Genomic DNA, 18,001 nt, shown 5'->3' with positions numbered 1-18,001 from the left:
CCAACGTAATGGACCGTGTGTCCAGCGACACGATATGACCAGTCACCTTAGACATAGTTATAAGTTAGTTATTTCACTAATGGATGCCGTCGAAGCGACTTGCTTAGACTCTGCGTGACAAGTCTGGTGTCGAACGGCGGGTGTCGAACTCGGCGGAGTACACCCGCTCGCACGAATCGGGCTCATTCCCATAACCGAGGGTGACGGCATGCCTGGGGGCAGCCGGAGGACATCACAGACGCAGGAACGAACAAGGGGGTACATCCATGCACGGAAACCGACCCGCCGTGGCCAAGGTCCTGGCGATCGCGGCCTCGCTGCTCCTCGGCACGGGCGTGGCGGCCACACCGGCCGCGGCGGACCCGCCCAAGGTCCCGCGCACGTTCTTCGTGGACTGCGCACGCGGTCTCGACGTCGGCCCTGGCACCAGTCCGGACCAAGCGTGGAAGCTGTCGAAAGCCAACACCATGAAATACCTGGCCGGAGACACCATCCTGTTCAAAGCCGGCGTCACCTGCACCGGCACCTTCGCGCCGACGGGTTCCGGCACGGCGGGCCGCCCGATCAAGGTCGGTAGCTACGGCTCCGGCACCAAGCCCCGCATCGACGGCAAGGGCGCGGCCAGCGCGATCTACCTCCGCAACGTCGCCGGTTGGGAGCTGCGCGACCTCGACATCACGAATACCGGCCCGGCCCCGGCGGCGAATCAGCAGCGCGCGGGCATCTACGTCCTGCTCGAGGACTACGGTGTCGGCAGCCACTACCTGGTGTCCAATGTGGACGTACACGACGTCAACGGCTGCGACTGCCGGTTCCCGCCGAGCGGCGGGGTGGTGTTCTACGCCACGGGCTCCAAGACCCCGACGCGGTTCGACGACGTCACCGTGACCAAGAACACCGTCACGCACGTCGACCGGATCGGTGTCGGCATGCTGTCCACCTGGCTCGATACACCGCTGGTGCCGATGACGAGGGTGCGGTTCACCGAGAACACGGTGCGCGACATCGGCGGCGAGGGCATGGTGGTGTTCAACGGTTCGGGCGCGGCCATCGAACGCAACATCATCAACGGCTTCAACGAACGGTCCACTCAGGACAGTGCGGGTGCGTACGGCTGGAACGCCGAGGGCACCAGGATCCGGTACAACGACGTGTCGAACGGCAAGGGCCAGGCGATGGCGTTCAGCCTGGACGACGCGAACATCGACACGATCATCGAGTACAACTTCTCGCACGACAACAAGGGCGGCTTCCTGCTGCAGTGTTCCGGTAACGAACTGAAGAACGCCAACGGGATCGCGCGGTACAACCTCAGCCAGAACGACGCGGCAGGCACCGCCGAGCCGTACACCAGCACGGTGACCATCGCCTGCGGCGACGCCTCGAACACCCAGGTCTACAACAACGTGTTCTACGCCCAGAACAGCCCCCGGCTGGTCACGAACGTCAGCACCAGCGCGACCGGCGTCCAGTTCACCAACAACATCTTCTACGGCCAGCCGTCGGGCTCGTCCATCGACGACGCCACCGGCCAGTACGTGAACAACGTGTTCTACCAGGTTTCGGGGGTCCCGGCCGACAGCATCACCTCGATCATCGGCGACCCGCGGCTGGTGTCCCCCGGTACGGCGACGTCGATGTCGACGGCGAACGGCTACCGGCTCCGGGCGGCGTCGCCCGCGATCCAGCACGGTGCGCCCGTGGCGAACAACGGCGGCAAGGACTTCTTCGGCAACCCGCTCACCGACAAACTGAACATCGGCGCCTATGAAGGAGCCGGGGTCACCCCCTGACCGGCAGGGGCCCGGCAAAGTCGGGATAGGGCGATTCCGGAGCGCCGAAGCTCACCGCGCCTTACCCGCGCGAGGGTCACGGCTCAGTGGACGCCGGGATCGACGATGAAGGAATCGGGACACTCGACGTCCCGATTCCTTCATCGTCGCGACCTCGCCACGCCACGGGCAGGATCGACCCGCTCTTGACTGTCCATAAAGGACAACGCTGGCGGCCATGGCGCCCGTTTCAGGTGGCATGCGCGGTTTCGCGAGCGCCTTAGCACCACCAGTCACAACGACAGCGCGTGAAGGAGCCCTTCCCTCGGCTCAGCCGAGGAAACACGACCTTCACACCTTTCCCAGGTGCGTAAGGGCGGCGGCGGTGGGCCGTGCGTCACGGTGGTCGTGAGTGGCGATTCGGGTTAGTGAGGCTAAGGCAAAGGTGCCGTGTTCGGGAGGGCCTGTGAGACGTTGGACATCAGGGTTCGGCACTGGGCAGTGACGTCCCGAAGGTGTCGCGAAAGCCACTTCCGTCCCGGAAGTGGCTTTCGCGACACCTCCTTGAGGGCTTGGGGAGACTGGTCACCCCTGGTGGCGTGAGCAGGCAATCGGGAGGCGGGCATGTCCCCAATGCCGCATTGGAGACAATCAGCGTCCCCCATGCCACATTGGGGACATCCGGCCACGGCGTGAGCCGACGTCGCTCGCCACACAACACCTTCGCCTTACCTGTTAAGAGAACCCGAATCACCACTCATGACCAACCCAGCCCATCCACCCCACGCCGGCAGTAGCAACCGGTCACTCAGTCGCCAGGGTGTGTCCCTTGTGGACATTGGGGGCCGATCGGCGTCCAGGATATCGGGGCGGCGTCGGACACCGGCCCTGCAACACCTCCGGCCCGGACCGGCGGCTGTGTGGATTTCGGGACATCAGATGTCCCGAAATCCACCCGGTCCCGCGTGACCGGTCCGGCCACGTCACCCCCGCACCCTCGCCAGAGCCCCTCGGCGACCCTCATCACTCACGACCCTGATCCCGGGTCGCCAGTACGATGTAGACACTGCCGCCGGCGAAGGCCGGGGCCTGGCGGACACGGACGTCGTAGCCGTGGCCCGCCAGTTTGGCCACCACCGCACCGAGCCTGCCCTCCCGATCGTGCACTTCGGCCAGCACCCGCCGGATCCGCGGCCACAGGTCCTCCCGCAGCCCTTCGAGCACCTCGAGTTCGGCCCGCTCGACGTCGATCTTGAGCAGGCCGACCCGCTCGATCTCGTGCTCGTCCAGCACCGAACTGAGGGTGACCACCTCGACCGTCTCGATCTTCCGGACGTTGTGCATCTCCCGGACGAGCGGTCTCGCCTGCTCGTCGAAGCCCGCGTTGTCCAGGTAGGCCTCGAGGTTGAGGTCTTCGTCGGTCTCGTCGGTGTGCAGAGTCGACTTCGAGCTGACGTACGGGTGATACACGAATTCCTGTTCGCCGTTCTTCGCCGCGACGGCGAGCTTCAGCGCCGTGCCGTTCGGTACATGCTCGGCGAAGTTCCTTTCCAGGCAAGAAAAAGTGGCGGCGGCGGGTTCGAAGGCGATGATCCGGGATGCCGGGGCGCGTTCGGTGAAGCACAGCGATGCCAGGCCGATGTGCGCGCCGACGTCGAGGACGACCTCGTCGGCCCCCACCCCCGCGATCGCCTCGGCGTAGGGGGTGTCCCCGTCGATCTCGGCCCAGAGGATCCGCGCCTCGGTTTCGTCGGCGCAGCTCACCCGCACACCGTTCGGCAGCTCGTAGGTCCCGATCGCGTCTCGGGCTGGTTCGGCGGTCATCCTCAGCTCTTTCCCGAAGTAGTCGTCGTCCGGCGTCGCGCCAGTTCTTCCAGCACCCCGACCACCTCACTCGGCGCCGGCCGTTCCCGCAGTTCCCGGCACACCCTGGCGGTGTTCCGGAGATACGCGGGGTCGGCCAGGATCTCGAGCGAGGCCTTCCGGATGTCGTTCTCGTTCGCCATGTGCCCGGCGATGCTGCGGCCCGCGCCCGCGGCTTCGATCCGTCGCGCGATCACGTGCTGGTCGAAACCGTGCGAGATGGCGAGTTGCGGGACGCCGCCCGCGAGCGACGTCATCGCGGAGCCCGCCCCGCCGTGGTGCACGACGAGGTCGCAGCGCGGCAGCAGCAGGTGCAGTGGCACGTTTTCCAGCGGCCGCACGTTCGGCGGCAGCGGGCCGAGGTCCCGCAGGTCCGTGGCGTTGGCCGCGACCACCACCTCGGCCGCGGTGCCGGTCAACGCCCGGACGATCGCGGGGACCGCGAGCGCCCGGTCACCGAAGATCTGCCGGGACGAGTTGCCCCAGATGACGCAGATCCGCGGCCGGCCGCGATCCTGTTCCGGCAGCCGGTCCGGCAACTCCCCCGGCCCGTTGTAAGGCAGGTAGCGAATCGGGAGGCGAACGTCGGAAACGAGACCGGGCTCGGTGCTCGCCGGACAGGGATCCAGCACGTATCCGGGGCCGGGAGCGGTCTCGGGGAGGCCGTACCGGGTGAGCGCGTCGGTCAGCGGACGGTTCAGGACGTACTCGTCGTCGAACTGGACGAGGTCGTGGATCCCGGCTGTCTCGTCCAGCCCGGCGAAGGCGAGCACCATCTCCTCCGGGCCGACCGGGCCCCAGAGATGATTGATCGACGGCACGGCCAGCACCCGGCCCACCAGTGGCCCCTCGAAACTGATCGGATCGTGCACGACCAGGTCGGGCCGCCAGCTCCTGGCGAACGCGACCACGTTGTCCGCGCTGCGTTCGGCCGCGGCCACACCCGCCGAGCGCAGCCGTGCCGTGACCGCCGTCAGATCGATCTCGTCGAGATCGCGCACTTCGGCCCCGGTCTCCGGATGCGGTGGCGGAGTCGGATACGGCCACTTCCCACGCCGGGCCTGGACGGCGTTCACCCAGCGGGCGTGCACGAGCTGCTCCGTCCCGCTCAAGATCGGCACCGGCACCAGCCCCGCCGCCGCCACGTGCCGGGTTTCCGAAGCGGCGCAAACGACCCTGACCTCGTGGCCCGCCGCCTGAAGCGCCCAGCCGAGTGGCACCATCGGGAAATAGTGACTACGCCAGCCCGACACCGCGAACAGCACGCGCATTCGACACTCCTGCCTAGTAACAAGGGACATAGCGATCGAGCAGGTCTTCGGCGTAACGGTCGCGGGAGATCCGCGAGTGGATTTGCGGCACCAGGCTGCACAGCTTTTCCGTCGAAACCACCGTCCTGGCGGGTGGCCCGGGAATGACCAGCCGCCGGGCGCTCGTGCCGAGCCTGTCCTCGATCCCCTGCACGATGTGCTCCACGCGGTGGGGCGTGCCGGACGCGACGTTGACGACCTCGCCGGTGATCTCCTTTTCCAGCAGATGGTCCAGGGCGCACCTCAGATCCGCTATGTCGATGAGGTCCCGGTGCGCGCCCTGGCGCAGCCGGACGGTGCCGGACCTGATCTGGTGGATGAGGTTCGGCAGCAGCTGGTGCGCGCGCTGGCCCTCACCCACGAGATGACTCAGCCGGAGCACCAGCCACGAAACCGGCGAGTCCATGACACACCGTTCCAGCGCGTGTTTGTGCCTGCCGTAGGGCGATTCCGGGGCCACCGGCCAATGCTCGGCGGCGGGCGTCCCGGTCGTGCCGTACATGGCCTGCGACGCCGTCGACAGGAAAACGACCACCATGCCCTGGCGGCGGCAGCGTCGCAGGACTTCGGTGACCAGTCCGGCTTCGCGGTCGAACTCCCCCTTCCCCGCGGCCTGGGTGCTGGACACACCCGCGGCCAGCAACGTCACGCGGGGATGCCGGGAAGCGAGCGTGGCGAGGCCGCGCGCGACGAACCCGCCACCGACGATCTCCATCACGAAGCCCGTGTCGCGGGGACCCGCTGGGCCTCGGCACCGATCCGCGCGAGCAGCTCGGCCAGGCCGAGCGCCGAAGCGGCCTGAACCGCCCGTTCGGGATCCGCGCCTGTGTTTCGGGCGTCCAGCACGGCTCCGGCGAAGGCCGAGAGTGAATTCCGGAACTGGTGATCGGAGGGCAGCACGATCTCCTCGACGTGGTCTTGTTCCTCGATGCGCACGACCGGGGCCAGCCAGGCGGGCGGGGTGAAAGCACGATCGACGCTGATCCGGCCGCTGCCGCCCCACAACAGGTACCGGGCGCCGTAGCCGTGCTCGAAGCCGAAGCTCAGCGTCGCGGTACGGCCGTCGCCCGACCGCAACAGCACGGCCCCGCCCATGTCGACGTCGTACTCGGCGTCCCAGCGCAGGACCGCGCCCGCCACTTCGAGTTCGTCGCCGAGGAAGAACCGCGCCGCGCTGATCGGGTACACGCCCACGTCCAGCAGCGCGCCACCGCCCAGCTCCGCGCGGTGGCGGATGTCGGAGGCGGGCAGCGGAGGGATGCAGAACGCGCTGTGGAACTCCATCAAGGGACCGATCCGGCCCGCCGCCACCAGGTCTCGTACCGTGGCGTGCTGCCGGTGGTGCGGGTAGGTCAGGTTCTGCCGGATCACCAGTCCCCGGCGCGCGGCGGCGTCCAGCAGCTCCGAGGTTTCGGCGGCGGTGGTCGCCATCGGCTTCTCCACCAGAACGTGTTTGCCCGCCGCGAGCGCGGCCAGTGCCCAGCGGTGGTGCAGGGCGGCGGGCAGCGGCAGGTAGACGGCGTCGACGTCGGCACTGGCCAGCACCGCGTCGTAGTTCGCCGCCGCGGCACAGCCGAACTCCCCTGCCATCCGCGCGGCTTTCCCCTTGTCCCGGCTGGCGATCGCGGCGAGGACGACGTTCGGGGCGGCGGCGATCGCGGGCAGTGTCCGGCGCCTCGCGACGGAGGAGGCTCCGAGCACCCCGAGCCGGACCGGACCGCCGTCGTGCCCGGTCGACACCGTTCGTGTGCTCATCCGTTGCCGCCCGGCAGACCGCAGGACAGGCTGTGCAGACAGGCGACCAGGCTGCGAGCCTGGACGTTGACGTAGTGGCTGTGCCGGATCAGCGCGGTGAGCTGGTGCACGGTCAGCCAGCGGAAGTCCTGGCGCACGTCCTCGTGTTCGCCGTCGCCGACCTCGATCACGAGATAACGGTTCTGCGCCTTGAAGAAGCGGCCGCCCTCTTCGGACAGGATCGTGTCGTACCGCACGGCGTCGGCAGGTGCTTCGAGTACGTCGTCGAGGTAGGGCGGACGCGCGTCCGGTGGGAGATGGTCGTAGTTCTCCGGGGCGCATTGGACGGTCGGCGCGAGTTCGACCACGTCGAGGTAGCCCGGCTCCACCCTGGCGTTGACCAGCACGTGGAGCACGCCGGAGATCCGCTTGACCAGGAAGGCGACGAGACCGGTGCCTCTCGGCGAGATCATCGGCTGGGACCAGCCCTGGACTTCGCGGCTTTCGGCGCTCACGTCCACCGCGATGATGTCGAAGAAGGCTTCGGTCTCGTGGGTGATGGCGTGGCTGGTCCGCCGCCAGCCTGTCGTCCCGTCGAGCGGTATCAGCTTCGTCGTGACGTCGTTGCCCACCCTGGATTCGGTGATCCAGCTGAGGACGTCGCCGGAACTGTGCAGGCTGCCGTTGTCCTCGGAGAACGAGCGGATGACCGAGGACTGGAAGTCGTCCCCGCCGAAGCTGAACAACGACGCGATGCCCGCGGCCGAGAACGGCAGGCAGGACAGCACCGTGCGGGCGTCCATGTTGATCAGGTCGTATTCCGACAGCAGGCTGTGGAGCTGGCCGATCGTGACCCAGCAGAATCCGTCGATCACTTCGACGTCCGTGGTGACCTCGACGATCATGTTCCGGTTGCGCTTGCGGTAGAACCACGAGCCCTGCTCCGACTGCAGCACGTCGGCGAGCACTCGATGTCCCGCCGTGTCACGGAAGTAGTTGAGGTAGGGCACCGGACGTCCTTTGTGGACCTGACTGTAGTTGCTCCTGGTCGCCTGGACGGTCGGGGAAAGCTGGATCCCGTCCGCGTTGCCCGGTTCCATTTTCGCCTGCATCAGGCAGTGCAGCACACCGTCGATCTCCTTGACGAGAATGCCGAGGATGCCGACCTCCGGCTGGTTGAGGATGGGCTGCGACCATTCCTTCACCGGGCCGTCGGAAACGGCGACGGACAGCCCTTCGACGCTGAAGAACTTGCCGCTCTCGTGGGACAGATTTCCGGTGTCCGGTGCCACCGACCACTTCCGCAGTTGCTCGAACGCGATGCGTCGGACGTCGAACTTCTCCTGGAGCTTGCGCACGGTGAGCCAACGGTGCAGCCGTTCCATGCGGAGGACGCCGTTCAGGGTGAGCGCGGACTCTGCGATACGGACGGAAACCGCGCGATCGAACGTGCGCAGACGGGTTCCCGTCCCCGAAGTCATGTGCACCATCGCCACATCCTCATCAGTTCGGCTTGACGCCACTAGACAACTCGTGCTGCCCTGAGCCGAGAGTCTCCGGTTCGCCTCGATCGCTCCTGGAGCCCGGCTGGAACCCCGCGAAGGCCACCCCGCACTTGAAGTCCACAAAGGACTCAATGCCGCGGACGTGCAGCGGCCCCGCGGGCGGATCGCTCGAATCCGCCCGCGGGGCCGCCTTTTCTCTCGAGTTCAGCCGGTCCGCAGTACCGTGTGGAGTGCCGAGGTCAGGGCTTCCGCCGGCTGACCGGTCGCCGGGCTCAGCCAGGCGACGTAGCCGTCGGGACGGATCAGCGCGGCACCACCCGCACCGACCCGGTACCGCTTGTCCCAGACGTTCTCCACGTCGGCGAGGTCGGCGCCGTCGGCGGCCGCGCCGATCCGGAAAGCCTGGAGCGGAACGGAAAGCTTGTCCGAAACCTGGGCGGCGGCCTCGGCCCACTCGGCGCCGTCCGTGCCGGTGAACAGGACGAACCCGCGGCCGAACAGGTCGTGGGTCGACAACCGCGCGCCGTCGCGCTCGACCCACAGGTGCGGTGCGCGCACGCCCGGCTCCGCCACCTTGCTCAGCGTGTCGCCGAACACGGTGTCGTGCTGGGCGCCGATGACCGCCGAGGACCAGTAGCGCTGGCCGAACGCCCAGAGCTGGTCGTCGGTCGTGTCGTCCTCGACCTCGGCGCTGTTGCGCTTCATCTGCCGGTTGACCACGAGGTCGGACAGTTCGACGGCGACCGTGTGACGCTCGACGTGGTAGCTGTCGAGCAGGTCGTCGCCCGCCCAGCCGTGCACCACACCGGCGATCTTCCACGCCAGGTTGTAGCCATCCTGCACGCCGGTGTTGGCGCCCATCGCCCCGGCGGGCGGCCACACGTGCGCGGCGTCGCCCGCGAGGAAGACGCGGCCGCTGCGGTACTCATCGGCGATGCCGATGGCCTGCTCCCAAGCGGCGACGTCGTCGATCTCGACTTCCAGGTCGTCCCGGCCGATCGCGGCGCGGACGTCCGCGATGCAGCGCTCGGTGGTGAAGTCGGCGATCGACTGGCCGGCGGCCGGGTCGTAACCGACGCTCATCCCCCAGCGATTCGGCTGGGCCGTGGTCACCAGGCCGGCCCCGACCTTGTCGTTCACGATGATCCAGAACAGCGCCGGCTTCGGCACGAACTCCGACAGATCGGCGCGGAAGACGATGCTCACCGAGTGCTGGATCACGCCGGGGCCGGTGCGGTGGATGCCGAGCTGCTCACGGATCGGGCTGCGGTGACCGTCCGCGGCGACGACGTAGTCGGCGGACACGGTCTCCTCGACGCCGGTCTCCCGGTCGCGGACGACCGCGGTCGCGCCGTTGTCGTCGGTGACGATCGAGACCAGTTCGGTGTTGAAGCGGTGCTCCGCGCCCCGCTCACGAGCGGCGGCGATCAGGATCGGCTCCACCGCGCTCTGGTCGGCCTGGCAGAACTCGCCGGGGCTGAGGCTGGGCCAGATCCGCGGCGCGTCGTCGTTGAACAGCCAGTGCCATTCGCCTGCCAGCGTGTCGCAACGGGCGACGCCCCAGTCGTCCTCGAAGGGCTTGCCCGCCTCCCGGATGGCCCCTTCCAGGCCCAGCGCGCGGTAGATCTCCATGGTCCGCTGATTGATCCCGCGGGCCCGGCCCTGGATCGAGGTACCGGGGTGCCTGTCGACCAGCAGGGTGCGCACACCCTGCTCGGCCAGGAACAAAGTGGTGGCCAGCCCGACCAGACCACCACCCACGACCAGAACCGGTACGCGTGCCTCGTCTGCCATTACGTCTCACCCTCTGAATTGTTCGTGCTGTCGTCGGCCGGCTTCCCCGGCAGGCGGACGCAGTTCCCGCCTGGTGGCATCGACACGACGGAGGTGCGACGACCGGCCGGGAAGGCCCGATAGCCATCAAAGTACTAGTCAGATTATGACTATGTCAACTCGGAACGGCGGTGCGGGCTCTCCCGGCACGGTTCTCGCCCGCTCGACGGCCCGCCACCAGCTTTTCCAGCCTGGTGACGACGTCGGCGGGTGTCAGGCCGGCTTCGTTCTCTTCGCGCACCCGCCGGGCCGCGGCCGCGTAGGACGGGTCGCCGAGAATGGTCGTGATCGCCCCCCGGATGCCGTCGATGTCCGCCTGCGCCGCCCGCGTGTCGATGGACAGGCCCGCCCCCGCATCCTCGATCCGGCTCGCGCAGTCGAAGTGGTCGAACACCTGCGGCAGCACGAGTTGCGGGATACCGAGTGCCGCCGCGGTGAGCGCGGCACCGCTGCCGCCGAGCGCGATGAAGAGGTCGCAGGTGGGCAGGAACAGGTCCAGCGGCATGAGTTCGACGACCCGCCACCGCTCCGGCAGCTCACCGGCCAGCGCGACGTCGGATTTGTTGAGCGCGACGATCACCTCGACGTCGTCGAGCCCGGTCAGCGCTTCGACCACCCGCACCAGCGGCCGGGGCCCGCAGATCGAGAGCAGTGTCTTGCCGAAACAGACGCAGACGCGCTTGCGCTCCGGCGGTCGCATCGCCCAGTCGGCCATGATCCCGGCGCCGTTGAACGGCACGTACCGCATCCGCAGGCCGGGACTCGCCTCCAGCGACTGCAGGCTCGGCGGACAGGGATCGACGACGAGATCCGAGTCGGGCAGTCCCGCGAGACCGAGCCGTCCGCACAACGGGGCGAGATTCCACCTCGCCCTGTCGTGGTACACCGCGCCCGTCGCGTCGACGCCGTAGCGGTGGGTCGCGATGGGGACGTCGAGCACCCCGCCGAGCACCCTGCCGATCAGCGCCGTCGAGTCGGGCAACAGCAGATCCGGCTGCCAGGCGCGGGCGAAGCGCTCGTAGTCCGCGAGCGCGTCGGTGGCGTAGACCGAATGCAGGTCCGCGAGCATCTCCACCAGGAACCGGCCGTACCGCGTCGTTTCCCGGTGTTTCCACTCCTCGACAGGGAACCGGTCGCCGGGGTCGACATAGAGATCCCGGTTGAAGTTCTTCGAAGAGCCGAGGCCGGCGTAGCTGAACCCGGCCGCGTGGGCCGACGCGGCGATGTCCGGGGTACCGGCGAACAGCACCTCGTGCCCGGCCGCCCGCAGGGCCCAGGCCAGCGGCGCCATGGCCATGATGTGTGTCGCCGCGGACGGCGACGGCAGCGCGAGGACTCTCATCCGTGGTTTCCTCCGTGATCCGCCAGACACGCCCTAGTGGCTTCGCCCGGTGACGAACTCGCCGATCGAAGCGACCATGTAGTCGATCATTTCGCCGGTCACCCCCGGGTAGACGCCGATCCAGAACGACTGCTCGGTGATCACGTCGCTGTTCCTCAGGTCCCCGGAGATCCGGTACGGCTGATCGATGTAGGCGGGTTGCCGCGTGAGGTTCCCCGCGAACAGCAGGCGGGTGCCGATCCGGCGGGACTCCAGGAAGTGGATGAGATCGCGGCGCGCGAAGGGTGCCGCCGGGTCGACCGTGATGACGAACCCGAACCAGCTCGGGTCGCTGTTGGGGGTCGGCTCCGGCAGGACGAGCCAGGGCAGGCCGTCGAGCCCCTCCCGCAACCGCCGCCAGTTCCGCTTGCGGGCCGCCACGAAGTCGGACAGCTTGCGCAACTGGCTCAGTCCCAGCCCGGCCTGGATGTCGGTCGTCTTCAGGTTGAAGCCCACGTGGGAGAAGATGTACTTGTGGTCGTAGCCGTGCGGCAGGTCGCCCATCCGGTGGTCGAACCGCTTCAGGCACCGGTTGTCCTCGCCCGGCGGGCACCAGCAGTCCCGTCCCCAGTCGCGAAGGGACTCGACGATCCTGGCCAGCACCAGATTGTCGGTGAGCAGGCAGCCACCCTCGCCCATCGTCAGGTGGTGCGCGGGGTAGAAGCTGACCGTGGTCATGTCGCCGAAGGTGCCGGTGTAGCGGTCCTCGTAGGTCGACCAGACGGCGTCGCAGTTGTCCTCGATGAGGAACAGGTCGTGATCGGTCGCGAGCTGCGCGATCTCGGCGACCTCGAACGGATTGCCGAGTGCGTGCGCCAGCATGATCGCCTTGGTACGGGGGCCGATGGCCGCCGCGACCCGGTCCGCCGTCGTGTTGTAGGTGGCCAGGTCGACGTCCACGAAGACCGGGATGAGGCCGTTCTGGAGGACGGGGTTGACCGTGGTCGGGAAACCGGCGGCGACGGTGATGACCTCGTCTCCCGGCTTCAGCCGCCGGTCCCCCAGTTTCGGCGAGGTCAGCGCGCTCATCGCGAGCAGGTTCGCGGACGACCCGGAATTCGTCAGATGTGCCTTGCGCAGCTTCAGCGCACGGGCGAACTCGCGCTCGAAGCGCAGTGCGGTGGCGCCGGAGGCGATGTGCAGTTCGAGTGCCTCCGCCACCATGGCCGCGCGGTCGTCCTCGTCGAGTACGGCGCCGGACGCCAGGATCGGGGTGACACCGGGAACGAACGCCGCGTCGGTGCGGCGGCCGCGATGCAGCTTTCGGGTCTGTTCCAGGATGGACTGCGTTGCCGGGTCGTTCATGCGTGCCGTCTCCGTTCGATGCTGGTGTCCTGCCACAACGTGCGCAGCGCGTCGGTCAGGGACCTGCGCGGTGCCCAGCCGAGCACCTGTCCGGCGGCTTCCCGCACGATCCGCCGTCCCTCGAATCCCTTCGTCCGCCTGGAACCTCCGGTGGCCCGGGTGACCACGCGCGCGGGCACCCCGCTGAGGTCGATCAGCCGCCGCACCAGGTCGCCGACTCCGACGAGCTCACCGCGGCCGATGTTGAACAGGCCGGCGGCTTCCGGTGTGCGCAGTGCGGCGAGGACGGCGTCACCGATGTCCCGCACGTCGAGGAAGTCGCCCCGGCCACGGAGGACCGGAAGCTCGACCAGGGCCGGCCCTTCCGCGTCGGCGAGCCGGCGGGCCACCGACCCCAGCAGACTTTCCGCCGGCATCCCCGGTCCGATGGCCGTACTGAGCCGCAGCACGACCGCCCGGTCGTCCCTGGCGAGCACCGCCTCCGTGGCGAGCAGTTTGCCGCGGCCGTAATGGCTGGTGGGCGCGGCGGGCGTGCACTCACGCAGAGCGACGGCCCCGGCGGGATTCCCGTACTCGTAGACCGTGCCGAGCTGGATCAACCGCGGCGCGGCCACGAGCAGGCCGAGCGCGTCGAGCAGGACGTTCACCAGCGCGGCGTTCGTGTCGGTCAGGTCCTGATCGGAACCGCGCCAGACCGCGCCCGCCGCGTTGACCAACGCCGTCGCCCGCTCTTCGGCGAGCAGCCCCGCCAGCTCCGCCGCTCCGCCGCCGAGGACGTCGAACCGCCGGAACCGGTAGCCCGGCGACGCCGTCGGCGGTCGACGGGCCACCGCGGTGACCTCATGTCCGGCCGCCGCCAGTGCGGCGCACAGGTTCCGGCCGAGGAAGCCGGTCCCGCCGAGCACGACCACCCGCTCCGGCGCCGTCCCGCGCCCGAGCCGCGGCGTGCTGTTCGACATGTTCGGACCGTAGGCACGCCCACACGATTTTCGTTGTAGCCGCGGTGGAAGCGGGGTCAGGCCACGGCGACCGGCGCGCCGAAGTCGTCCAGCAAGCGGGTGTGGTGAGTGGCGCCGGCGAAGCGGGGGTCGGCCAGTACCGCGTCGAGGTAGGCCGCGGTGGTATGGACCCCCGGGCCGCGGACCCGCAGTTCGGCGAGAGCGTTGCGCATGCGGGTGATCGCCGAAGACCGGTCGGGCGCCCACACGATCACCTTGGCCAGCAACGAGTCGTAGTCCGGTGGGATGCGGTAACCGCTGCGCGCGTGGGTGTCGACGCGGACGAACGCCCCGCCGGGCGGCACGAACTCCTCCACCAGCCCGGGTGTCGGCAGGAAGCCGCGCGCCGGGTCCTCCGCGTTGATGCGGCATTCGATGGCCACCCCGCGAAGTTCCACATCGGACTGCTCGCACCGGAGCCTCTCCCCCGACGCGATCCGGAACTGCTCCTGCACCAGGTCCACCCCGGTGACCATCTCCGACACCGGATGCTCGACCTGGATGCGGCAGTTCACCTCCATGAAGTAGAACTCGCCGTCGTCGCCGACGAGGAACTCGAAGGTGCCCGCGCCGACGTAACCGGTCGCCAGCGCGCCGCGCACGGCCGCCTCACGGATGCGCTGGGCCAAGCCTTCCGGGAGCCGGGGCGCGGGTGACTCCTCGATGAGCTTCTGGTGACGGCGCTGCACCGAGCAGTCACGTTCGCCGAGATGCACGCAGTTGCCGTACGCGTCCGCGAGCACCTGGACCTCGACGTGCCGGGCGCCGGCGAGGTAGCGCTCCAGGTAGACCCGGCCGTCGTTGAACAGCACCCGCGCGGTGGCGGTGGTCTCCTCGAAGGCGGGGACGAGGTCGCTTTCCTCGGTGACGATCCGCATCCCGCGTCCGCCGCCGCCCGCGACGGCCTTGATGATCAGCGGATAGCCGACCTCGTCGGCGACGCACCGCGCTGTCTCGATGTCGCGCACCGGTTCGACGGCGCCCGGCAGAAGAGGCAGCCCCGCCGCGGTCATGGCGGCACGCGCCGTGGACTTGTCCCCCAGCCGCCGCATGACCTCGGGCGGCGGGCCGATGAAGATCAGCCCTTCGGCCGCGCAGGCCTCGGCGAAGTCGGCGTCCTCGGACAGGAATCCGTAGCCGGGGTGGATCGCCTCGGCGCCGCTGAGCAACGCCGCCTGGATGGTGACCGCGGCGTCGAGATAGCTGCGGCGCGACGGCGCCGGTCCGATGTGGACGACCCGGTCCGCGAGGTCGCCGACCCCGGAGCCGAGGTCCGCCGTCGAACAACCGGCCACCACCCGCACCCCCAGGTCACGCGCGGCACGCGCGATCCGGACCGCGATTTCGCCTCGGTTGGCGATGAACACGCTGGAGATCATGCTGCTCCTGAACTTCCGGGCCGATGGGGTCAGGCGGGGTCGACGGTGAGCAAGGGGGTGCCGAACTCGACCGGCTCACCGTCGCCGGCGAGGATCTCCCGGACGGTGCCCCCGCGGTCGCACTCGACCGGGATCATCAGCTTCATCGCTTCGACGATCCCGATCTGCTGCCCCGCGGTGACCGTCGCGCCCTCGGTGACGAACGGTTCCGCACCGGGTGACGCCGCGCGGTAGAACACCCCGACGGTGGGCGCCGCAACGACGTGCCCGGCCGGACCGGCGGGCGACTCGGGGACGGGCGCGACCGGCGCGTGGGTCTGGGGCGCGGGCGCGGCCTCACGCCACGACAGGTCGATCGACACCGAGCCCGCCCGCACGTGCAACGCCGTCGGCGGGCGGCCGCCCCGCTCCAGCAGGTCGGCCGCGACCTTGGTCGCCTCGCGCAGCAACGGCACGATGTCGCGCGGGCCGTCGAGCTCCAGCCCGCCGGTGTCGTCCCGGCGGCCGAACGGGTCGATCACGCTGTCGGTGTCGAGTTCCGCGTTGCGCAAGTGGTTTTGGCGCAGCTCTTCGGTCACGGTCTTCTCCTCATTCCAAGCGGTGAACGGATCAGTGATCGGCGAACGCGCGGAACCGCTCGTAGCGACGCCGCGAGCGGACTTCCGGGTCCAGCTCGCGCAGCCGGCGCAGGACGGCGGTGAGCGCGGTGCGGAGCGAGCGAGCGGCCGCGTCGTGATCGGCCTGGGTGCCGCCGTCCGGCTCGGGGATGACGCCGTCGACGATGCCGAGACCGAGCAGTTGCCGGGCGTCGACCCGCATCGCGCGGGCCGCTATGGGCGCTTTCGCCGCGTCACCGAACAGGATCGCCGCACAGCCCTCGGCACTGATCACGGAGTAGACCGCGCCACCGAACATGAGGACCTCGTCGGCGGTGGCCAGCGCCAGCGCGCCCCCGCTGCCGCCTTCGCTGGTGATGACCGCGACCGTCGGCACGCCGAGCCCCGCCATCAACCGGATGCTTTCCGAGATCGCATACGCCTGCCCGTGTTCTTCGGCCTCGATTCCGGCCGCCGCGCCAGGGGTGTCGATCAGGGTGACGACCGGGACGCCGAGCTTCTCCGCGAGACGCATCAGCCGGGCCGCCTTGCGGTAACCCGCCGGTGAAGCCATGCCGAAGTCCGCCGCGGTCAGCTCCGCGGCGCTGTGTCCTTTCCGGACCCCGATGACCATGACCGGCTCGCCGTCGAGCAGGCCGAGCCCGCCGAGGATCGCCGGACAGTCCTTGCCGAGCCGGTCACCCCGCAGCTCGACGAAGTCGGAGCACAAGCGGCCGAGGTAGTCGGCCGCCGTGGGCCGGGTGATGTCGCGGGCGTCGCGCACGGCCGTCCAAGGATCGGCCTCCGGCAACGCGTCCGGATCCCGCACCACTCCGTCGACGTCCACTGTGGACGAATCGGGCGCACCGGCCTTTCGGGTCACCGCCAGCAGCGACGCCAGCCTGGCACGCAACTCGGCACGCGGATGCACGGCGTCGATCAACCCGTGCGCCATCAGGAATTCCGAGGTCTGGAAGCCCGGCGGCAACGGACGGTTGATCGTCTGCTCGATCACCCGGGGGCCGGCGAAACCCAGGCGGGCACCGGGTTCGGCGATGATCACGTCGGCGAGCGTGACGTAGGAGGCGGCCACTCCGCCGAAGGTGGGGTCGGTGACGATCGAAACGACGAGCACGCCCGCCGCGTCCAGCCTGCCGATGAGCTGGCTAGTCTTGGCCATCTGCATCAGCGACAGCGGCCCCTCCTGCATCCGGGCGCCCCCGGACGCGCTGACGATGACGAACGGTTCACGCCGCCGCAGCGCCACCTCACCCGCGCGAGTGATCAGCTCTCCCACCGCGCCGCCGAGACTGCCACCAAGGAAACGGAAATCCATCACGGCCAGCACGGCCGGGTGCCCGTCCACGGTGCCGCGCGCGCAGACCACGGCTTCGCGCAACCCTGTCGCGGCCCGTGCCGCCGCCCGCCGATCGGGGTAGGCCACCCGGTCGGTGAAGTTCAGCGGGTCCGCGTCCACGAGGTCCGCCTCGATCGGCACGACCGAGCCCTCGTCGAGCAGCCCGCGGATCCGCTCGGCCGCGGCGAGCCGATGGTGGTGGCCACAGTCCGGGCACACCCCGAGTTCCCGCTCGACCCGCCGGGCGTAGAGCACGGTCCCGCACCCGGCACACCGGAGCCAACGCGCGGCCTCACCCTCGGTCGCCCGCTCGGCAGTCTGGCTGGACATCGCCGCTCCTTCCGTCGGGGCCGGCGTGGCGCACCGGCGAGGCCGACCCTGCACCTTCACGCTCTACGGCCGCACGAAGGACGGTCGACCAGTGCCGGACAGCGGCAGGAGGTGCCGAGCATCGACGCCGAAGTTCACTGGTCGGGGGCACCGCGAGTACCCCTCGCCCCGGCGTACAGAAGCCGCACTGGAACGCGTCTTGCTCGATGAACGCCTTCTGCGGCGGATGCAGGTCGTCGCCCCTCGCGAGTCCTTCGATCGTGGTGACCTCCGCACCCTCCAGGCGCACCGCCAACGTCAGGCATCCGTTGACCCGCCGCCCGTCCACCAGCACCGTGCACGCACCCGCGTCACAGCCCTTGTTCGTGCCGGGCAAGTCGAGCTGCTCCCGCAGGAGATCCAGTAGCGAGGTCCGGTTGTCCACTGTCATCGACACCCGCCTGCCGTTGACGCTCAAGGCACTGACAGGGTCCCCTTCAGGACGTCACTGCCCGAGGAAAGTCGTCAGTGGCGCTGGCCCGGCCCTCTCGAGATGGTCGCGTGTCAAGGCAAGTCCGCTCGTGTGGCGTCAAGGTCGGCGAGGAGGTCTCCGTGCTCGTCGACGCGGTCGAGTACGTCGTCCGCGGTGAAGACCAGTT

At 69.2% G+C, this 18,001-nt stretch carries 14 protein-coding genes; 1 reads left to right on the top strand and 13 read right to left on the bottom strand.

What is annotated here, in order from left to right; translation table 11 throughout:
* Positions 1 to 266 precede the first annotated feature (266 nt).
* Positions 267 to 1,793 carry a right-handed parallel beta-helix repeat-containing protein gene (locus ACZ54P_RS40275; protein ID WP_465466887.1) on the top strand — a complete coding sequence of 509 codons (1,527 nt, stop codon included), beginning with the start codon at positions 267 to 269 and terminating at the stop codon, positions 1,791 to 1,793.
* Positions 1,794 to 2,795: 1,002 nt separating this feature from the next.
* Here the strand turns inward: ACZ54P_RS40275 and ACZ54P_RS40270 are convergent.
* The 13 genes from ACZ54P_RS40270 to ACZ54P_RS40210 form a co-directional block, all read right to left on the bottom strand.
* A complete protein-coding gene (locus tag ACZ54P_RS40270; RefSeq protein WP_465466886.1) occupies positions 2,796 to 3,596 on the bottom strand; it encodes an FkbM family methyltransferase in 801 nt (266 codons plus the stop codon).
* A gap of 2 nt (positions 3,597 to 3,598) precedes the next feature.
* Complete coding sequence (locus ACZ54P_RS40265; RefSeq protein WP_465466885.1) at positions 3,599 to 4,906, bottom strand: nucleotide disphospho-sugar-binding domain-containing protein; 1,308 nt, start codon at positions 4,904 to 4,906, stop codon at positions 3,599 to 3,601.
* A gap of 13 nt (positions 4,907 to 4,919) precedes the next feature.
* A complete protein-coding gene (locus ACZ54P_RS40260) occupies positions 4,920 to 5,660 on the bottom strand; it encodes an NAD-dependent epimerase/dehydratase family protein (protein WP_465466901.1) in 741 nt (246 codons plus the stop codon).
* Entirely contained in the window at positions 5,660 to 6,700 is a 1,041-nt protein-coding gene (locus ACZ54P_RS40255; RefSeq protein ID WP_465466884.1) for a Gfo/Idh/MocA family protein, read from the bottom strand. Before ACZ54P_RS40255 ends, ACZ54P_RS40260 begins: the two co-directional genes overlap by 1 nt.
* The gene (locus ACZ54P_RS40250; protein ID WP_465466883.1) at positions 6,697 to 8,169 is read right to left on the bottom strand and encodes an NDP-hexose 2,3-dehydratase family protein; all 1,473 of its coding nucleotides are present in this window, start codon (positions 8,167 to 8,169) and stop codon (positions 6,697 to 6,699) included. The genes ACZ54P_RS40255 and ACZ54P_RS40250 overlap by 4 nt, the downstream gene beginning before the upstream one ends.
* A 219-nt stretch (positions 8,170 to 8,388) precedes the next feature.
* Positions 8,389 to 9,978, bottom strand: coding sequence for an FAD-dependent monooxygenase (locus tag ACZ54P_RS40245; protein WP_465466882.1), 1,590 nt, complete (start codon positions 9,976 to 9,978; stop codon positions 8,389 to 8,391).
* Between the two features lie 154 nt (positions 9,979 to 10,132).
* Positions 10,133 to 11,359 (bottom strand): nucleotide disphospho-sugar-binding domain-containing protein, encoded by a 1,227-nt coding sequence (locus ACZ54P_RS40240; RefSeq protein WP_465466881.1) that lies wholly within the window; start codon positions 11,357 to 11,359, stop codon positions 10,133 to 10,135.
* A 33-nt stretch (positions 11,360 to 11,392) separates the two neighbouring features.
* The gene (gene rfbH, locus ACZ54P_RS40235) at positions 11,393 to 12,703 is read right to left on the bottom strand and encodes a lipopolysaccharide biosynthesis protein RfbH (protein WP_465466880.1); all 1,311 of its coding nucleotides are present in this window, start codon (positions 12,701 to 12,703) and stop codon (positions 11,393 to 11,395) included.
* Entirely contained in the window at positions 12,700 to 13,662 is a 963-nt protein-coding gene (locus ACZ54P_RS40230; protein ID WP_465466879.1) for an NAD-dependent epimerase/dehydratase family protein, read from the bottom strand. Before ACZ54P_RS40230 ends, rfbH begins: the two co-directional genes overlap by 4 nt.
* A gap of 56 nt (positions 13,663 to 13,718) precedes the next feature.
* Positions 13,719 to 15,080, bottom strand: a complete 1,362-nt coding sequence (locus ACZ54P_RS40225; RefSeq protein WP_465466878.1) for an acetyl-CoA carboxylase biotin carboxylase subunit — start codon at positions 15,078 to 15,080, stop codon at positions 13,719 to 13,721.
* A 29-nt stretch (positions 15,081 to 15,109) separates the two neighbouring features.
* Positions 15,110 to 15,658, bottom strand: a complete 549-nt coding sequence (locus ACZ54P_RS40220; RefSeq protein ID WP_465466877.1) for an acetyl-CoA carboxylase biotin carboxyl carrier protein — start codon at positions 15,656 to 15,658, stop codon at positions 15,110 to 15,112.
* Positions 15,659 to 15,689: 31 nt separating this feature from the next.
* Complete coding sequence (accD, locus tag ACZ54P_RS40215) at positions 15,690 to 17,363, bottom strand: acetyl-CoA carboxylase, carboxyltransferase subunit beta (protein ID WP_465466876.1); 1,674 nt, start codon at positions 17,361 to 17,363, stop codon at positions 15,690 to 15,692.
* Positions 17,326 to 17,793, bottom strand: a complete 468-nt coding sequence (locus tag ACZ54P_RS40210; RefSeq protein WP_465466875.1) for a (2Fe-2S)-binding protein — start codon at positions 17,791 to 17,793, stop codon at positions 17,326 to 17,328. Before ACZ54P_RS40210 ends, accD begins: the two co-directional genes overlap by 38 nt.
* Positions 17,794 to 18,001: the final 208 nt, after the last annotated feature.

This window comes from Amycolatopsis sp. NPDC034160 (assembly GCF_055575355.1).
The sequence above is the reverse complement of the archived record's forward strand: the minus strand, read 5'-3'. Positions and strand labels throughout refer to the sequence as shown.

Bases quoted from the DNA above. Each gene is read 5' to 3' on its own strand.
- ACZ54P_RS40225 (WP_465466878.1), bottom strand. From the start codon at position 15,080: ATGATCTCCAGCGTGTTCATCGCCAACCGAGGCGAAATCGCGGTCCGG.
- ACZ54P_RS40265 (WP_465466885.1), bottom strand. From the start codon at position 4,906: ATGCGCGTGCTGTTCGCGGTGTCGGGCTGGCGTAGTCACTATTTCCCG.
- ACZ54P_RS40255 (WP_465466884.1), bottom strand. From the start codon at position 6,700: ATGAGCACACGAACGGTGTCGACCGGGCACGACGGCGGTCCGGTCCGG.
- accD (WP_465466876.1), bottom strand. From the start codon at position 17,363: ATGTCCAGCCAGACTGCCGAGCGGGCGACCGAGGGTGAGGCCGCGCGT.
- ACZ54P_RS40240 (WP_465466881.1), bottom strand. From the start codon at position 11,359: ATGAGAGTCCTCGCGCTGCCGTCGCCGTCCGCGGCGACACACATCATG.
- ACZ54P_RS40210 (WP_465466875.1), bottom strand. From the start codon at position 17,793: ATGACAGTGGACAACCGGACCTCGCTACTGGATCTCCTGCGGGAGCAG.
- ACZ54P_RS40250 (WP_465466883.1), bottom strand. From the start codon at position 8,169: ATGGTGCACATGACTTCGGGGACGGGAACCCGTCTGCGCACGTTCGAT.
- ACZ54P_RS40230 (WP_465466879.1), bottom strand. From the start codon at position 13,662: ATGTCGAACAGCACGCCGCGGCTCGGGCGCGGGACGGCGCCGGAGCGG.
- rfbH (WP_465466880.1), bottom strand. From the start codon at position 12,703: ATGAACGACCCGGCAACGCAGTCCATCCTGGAACAGACCCGAAAGCTG.
- ACZ54P_RS40270 (WP_465466886.1), bottom strand. From the start codon at position 3,596: ATGACCGCCGAACCAGCCCGAGACGCGATCGGGACCTACGAGCTGCCG.
- ACZ54P_RS40275 (WP_465466887.1), top strand. From the start codon at position 267: ATGCACGGAAACCGACCCGCCGTGGCCAAGGTCCTGGCGATCGCGGCC.
- ACZ54P_RS40260 (WP_465466901.1), bottom strand. From the start codon at position 5,660: ATGGAGATCGTCGGTGGCGGGTTCGTCGCGCGCGGCCTCGCCACGCTC.
- ACZ54P_RS40245 (WP_465466882.1), bottom strand. From the start codon at position 9,978: ATGGCAGACGAGGCACGCGTACCGGTTCTGGTCGTGGGTGGTGGTCTG.